Here is a 3,554-nt window from a genome sequence, read left to right as displayed (position 1 = left end):
CTCGTCTACGCCCCCGCCCCGCCGTGGCCCGGCGAGGAGGACCGCGCCGCCCACCGCAGGCCCCGCAGCCGGGGCCGGGTGGCCGCCCTGGCGGGCGGGGCCGTCGCCGCGGTCGTCGGCTGCACCGCCGTGGCGGCCTCGCTGATCGGCGGACGCGCGGGGGACGACACCGCCGAGCGGGACATCGACCCCGGTCCCAGCCTCGCCCTGCCCGACGGCCAGGGCGCCCCCGACGTGGACGAGGAGACGACCGCGCCGGAACCGACCGAGGCCGTCACCGAGGAGACCACCCCGGTGGCGGCCCCCGCCCCGGTCGTCACCGGGTCCGAGCCGCCGGTGGAGGAGCCCGTCGCCGAGGAGGCGGAACCCGAGCCGCCGGTCGAGGAGGCCGAACCGGAACCCGAGCCGCCGGTCGAGTCCGCCGCCCCGCCGTCCGAGGAGCCCGAGCCGGAGACGACCCTGGTCGAGCCCGAGGTCCTCTCCATGGGGGACAGCGGCCCCGCCGTGCGGGACGTGCAGGAGCGCCTGGGCCGCCTGGGCGACCACTTCCGGGTCCCCGTCACCGGGACCTACGACCAGGCCACCTTCGACTCCGTCGCCCGGTTCCAGGACTGGTTCGGTGTCTGGAACCGTCAGGAGCGCGGCGTCTACTGCGAGTTGACCCGCGAACGGCTGGAGGCCGTCACGAGCCGCGGCCGGGGATGGGGCGGTCGCTGAGGGCATCCCCCCTCGGACCCCCGGCGCCGGCGCCCGACCGGTCCGGACCGCCGGGACCGTTCGCGGCGAACCGCACCGGGGCCCCGAAGGCGGCCCGTCGCGTGGCCCGTCGCAGGGCCCGCAGCACCGGCCCGCCCGCGACCAGCACCAGCGCCGTCGTGAGCACCGCCCGGGGCACGTCCCACCCCAACGAGGTGGCGAGCACGTACGCCAGGTACCGGTGGAGGTTCTCCACCAGCGGGTCCCCGGGGACGAAGGAGATGCCGCTCGCCATCCCCGCGATCCACGGCCATCCCTGAAGGTTCATCGCCAGGCCGTAGAGCAGGGAGGCGAGCGCGCCGTACCCGGCCAGCATCACCACCTCGGCCCGGCCGCGCAGTCGATCGGGGGCCGGGAGCAGCCCCGCGCCCAGGGTGAACCAGCCCAGCGCCAGCATCTGGAACGGCAGCCACGGCCCCACCCCACCGGTCACCAGTGCGGAGGCGAACATCGTCACCGCCCCCAGCACGAAACCGAACGCCGGACCCAACACCCGCCCGGCGAGCACCATCAGGAAGAACATCGGTTGCAGCCCGGCCGTACCCGCGCCCAGCAGCCGCAGGGCGGATCCGGCCGCCGCCAGCACCCCGAGCACGGCCACCGCCTTGGCGCCGGCGCCGTGCTCGGTGACGGCGGCCAGCAGCACGGCCAGCAGCAGCGGCAGCAGCAGGGCGAACAGCCAGGGGGCGTGCGCGCCGTACGCGACGCCGAAGGATTCCGAGGCCATCAGCGGCCAGCCGAACCCGGCCGCGCCCACCGCGCTCACCAGGAACAGCGCCGTCGTCGAGCGCGGGGACCAGCGCAGCGGGCGCGTCCCGGCGGCACCGGCGGCGGTCACGACCCGCCCCCGGCGGGACCCGCGCCCCGGTGCTCCCGGGCGGTCCGCGTCCGCCGACGGCGTCGCCACCACCGGGGACCGTGACCTCCCGCGCCCTCCAGCCCCGGCGCCCCGGTGGCCGGGGCGCCGGATGCCGGGCCGGCGTCGGCGGGGACCCCCGGATCGCTCCCCGCACGGACATCCGTCGGCCCGGTCGGCCCGGTCGGCCCTGTCGGGGCCCCGGCCTCCCCGGAGAGGACGGCGCGCACCCCGGCCGGAGTCAGCGGCCCGACCGCCCCCAACACCTTCGCCACCTGCGGGGAGAAGGTCGGGGAGGCCACCACCACCTCGGCGGTGGGGCCGTCGGCGACGACCTCCCCACCGGCCAGCACCACCACCCGGTCGGCCGCCTCCGCCGCCGACTCCACGTCGTGGGTGGCCAGCACCACGGCGTGCCCCTCGGCCGCCAACTCCCGCACGATCTCCACCAATCGCGCCTTCGCCGCGTGGTCCAGCCCCCGGGTGGGCTCGTCCAGCAGCACCAGGGGCGGTCGGGCGGCCAGGACCACGGCCAGCGCCAGCGCCAACCGCTGCCCCTCGGACAGGTCCCGGGGATGGCTGTCGTCCGCGATCCCCGGCAGCAGTCGGGAGAGCAGACCCCGACAGGTGCCGTCGGGGGCCCCGGCGTCCGCGTCGGCCGTCGCGCACTCGGCGGCGACGGTCTCCGCGTACAGCAGGTGACGCGGATCCTGCGGCACCAGGCCGACCCGGCGCAGCACCTCGGCCGGCCGGGCCCGGTGCGGCTCCAGGTCGGGATCCCCCGCGCCCGTGCCCACCAGGATTCCGCCGCCCGCGGGCGGGTGGAGGCCCACCAGGGAGCCCAGGAGCGTGGACTTCCCCGAGCCGTTCCGCCCCATGAGGGCGATCACCTCGCCGCCGCGCACGGTGAGTTCGGCGCCGCGCAGCACCTCCCGCCGGCCCCGGCGCACGGACAGTCGCCGGACCGTCGCCAGGGGTGGCCCCACCGTCTCCCGCGTCGCCGACGGGCGGGCGGCGGCCCCGGCCGCGGTCAGCCGTTCGCGGAGCGGCCCGGCCAGCCGGCGGGCCGCGCGCACCGACAGCGGCGGCGGACTCCACCCGGCGACCTCCGCCAACTCCACCACCGGCGGGCGCACGGGCGACCGCGCCATGAGCGCGGCCGGCTCCCCCAGCTCCGCCGGGCGGCCGTCGCCGGGCAGCAGGAGCAGCCGGTCGGCGTACTGCACCACCCGCTCCAACCGGTGCTCCGCCATCAACACGGTGGTTCCCAGGTCGTGCACCAGGCGTTGCAGCACGGCCAGCACCTCCTCGGCGGCCCCCGGGTCCAGGGCGGAGGTCGGCTCGTCGAGCACCAGCACGGAGGGGTGCACGGTCAGCACCGACCCGATGGCGACCCGCTGCTGCTGCCCGCCGGAGAGGGTCTCCAGGGGACGATCGCGCACCTCCTCGAGCCCCAGCAGGTCGAGGGTCTCCTCGACCCGGCGCCGCATGGTCGCCGGGGGGAAGCCCAGCGACTCCATGCCGTACGCGAGTTCCTCCTCCACCGTGCCGGTGACGAAGTGCGCGAGCGGGTCCTGGCCCACGCTGCCCACCAGGTCGGCGAGGTCGCGCGGCCGGTGCGTGCGGGTGTCGCGACCGGCGACGGTCACCCGGCCGCGCAGCGTGCCACCGGTGAAGTGCGGGACGAGGCCGGAGACGGTGCCCAGCAGGGTCGTCTTCCCGGCCCCCGAGGGTCCCACCAGCAGGGTGAGTTCGCCCTCGGGCACGGTGAGGTCCAGGCCGTCGAGGACGGGGTGGTCGGCGCCGTCGTGGAGGACGGACACCTCGGAGAAGGTGATCACGGGCGGTGCTCCGGTTCGGGTTCCCCGGTACGGGGGCGGGATGGATCCGTGCCGCCGACCGCGTCCCGGGTCGGGCGGGCCCCGGCGGGACGGGGGCGAGG

Annotated in this window: 3 protein-coding genes; 1 reads left to right on the top strand and 2 read right to left on the bottom strand. The window is 77.5% G+C overall.

The window, feature by feature from the left end:
- On the top strand, nt 1–717 hold a 717-nt coding region (locus FOE67_RS30140), incomplete at its 5' end, for a peptidoglycan-binding domain-containing protein (RefSeq protein WP_182666230.1).
- Here the strand turns inward: FOE67_RS30140 and FOE67_RS20025 are convergent.
- Both FOE67_RS20025 and FOE67_RS20020 read right to left on the bottom strand, forming a co-directional pair.
- Entirely contained in the window at nt 683–1,594 is a 912-nt protein-coding gene (locus FOE67_RS20025) for an ECF transporter S component (RefSeq protein WP_323385109.1), read from the bottom strand. The genes FOE67_RS30140 and FOE67_RS20025 overlap by 35 nt on opposite strands.
- Nucleotides 1,591–3,453: an ABC transporter ATP-binding protein gene (locus FOE67_RS20020; protein ID WP_182666229.1), complete on the bottom strand. Its 1,863-nt coding sequence runs from the start codon at nt 3,451–3,453 to the stop codon at nt 1,591–1,593. Before FOE67_RS20020 ends, FOE67_RS20025 begins: the two co-directional genes overlap by 4 nt.
- Nucleotides 3,454–3,554 lie beyond the last annotated feature (101 nt).

The sequence above is a fragment of the Streptomyces calidiresistens genome (genome assembly GCF_014141525.1).
In the GTDB taxonomy this organism is placed as follows: domain Bacteria; phylum Actinomycetota; class Actinomycetes; order Streptomycetales; family Streptomycetaceae; genus Streptomyces; species Streptomyces calidiresistens.
This window is presented reverse-complemented; position numbering and strand designations above follow the sequence as displayed.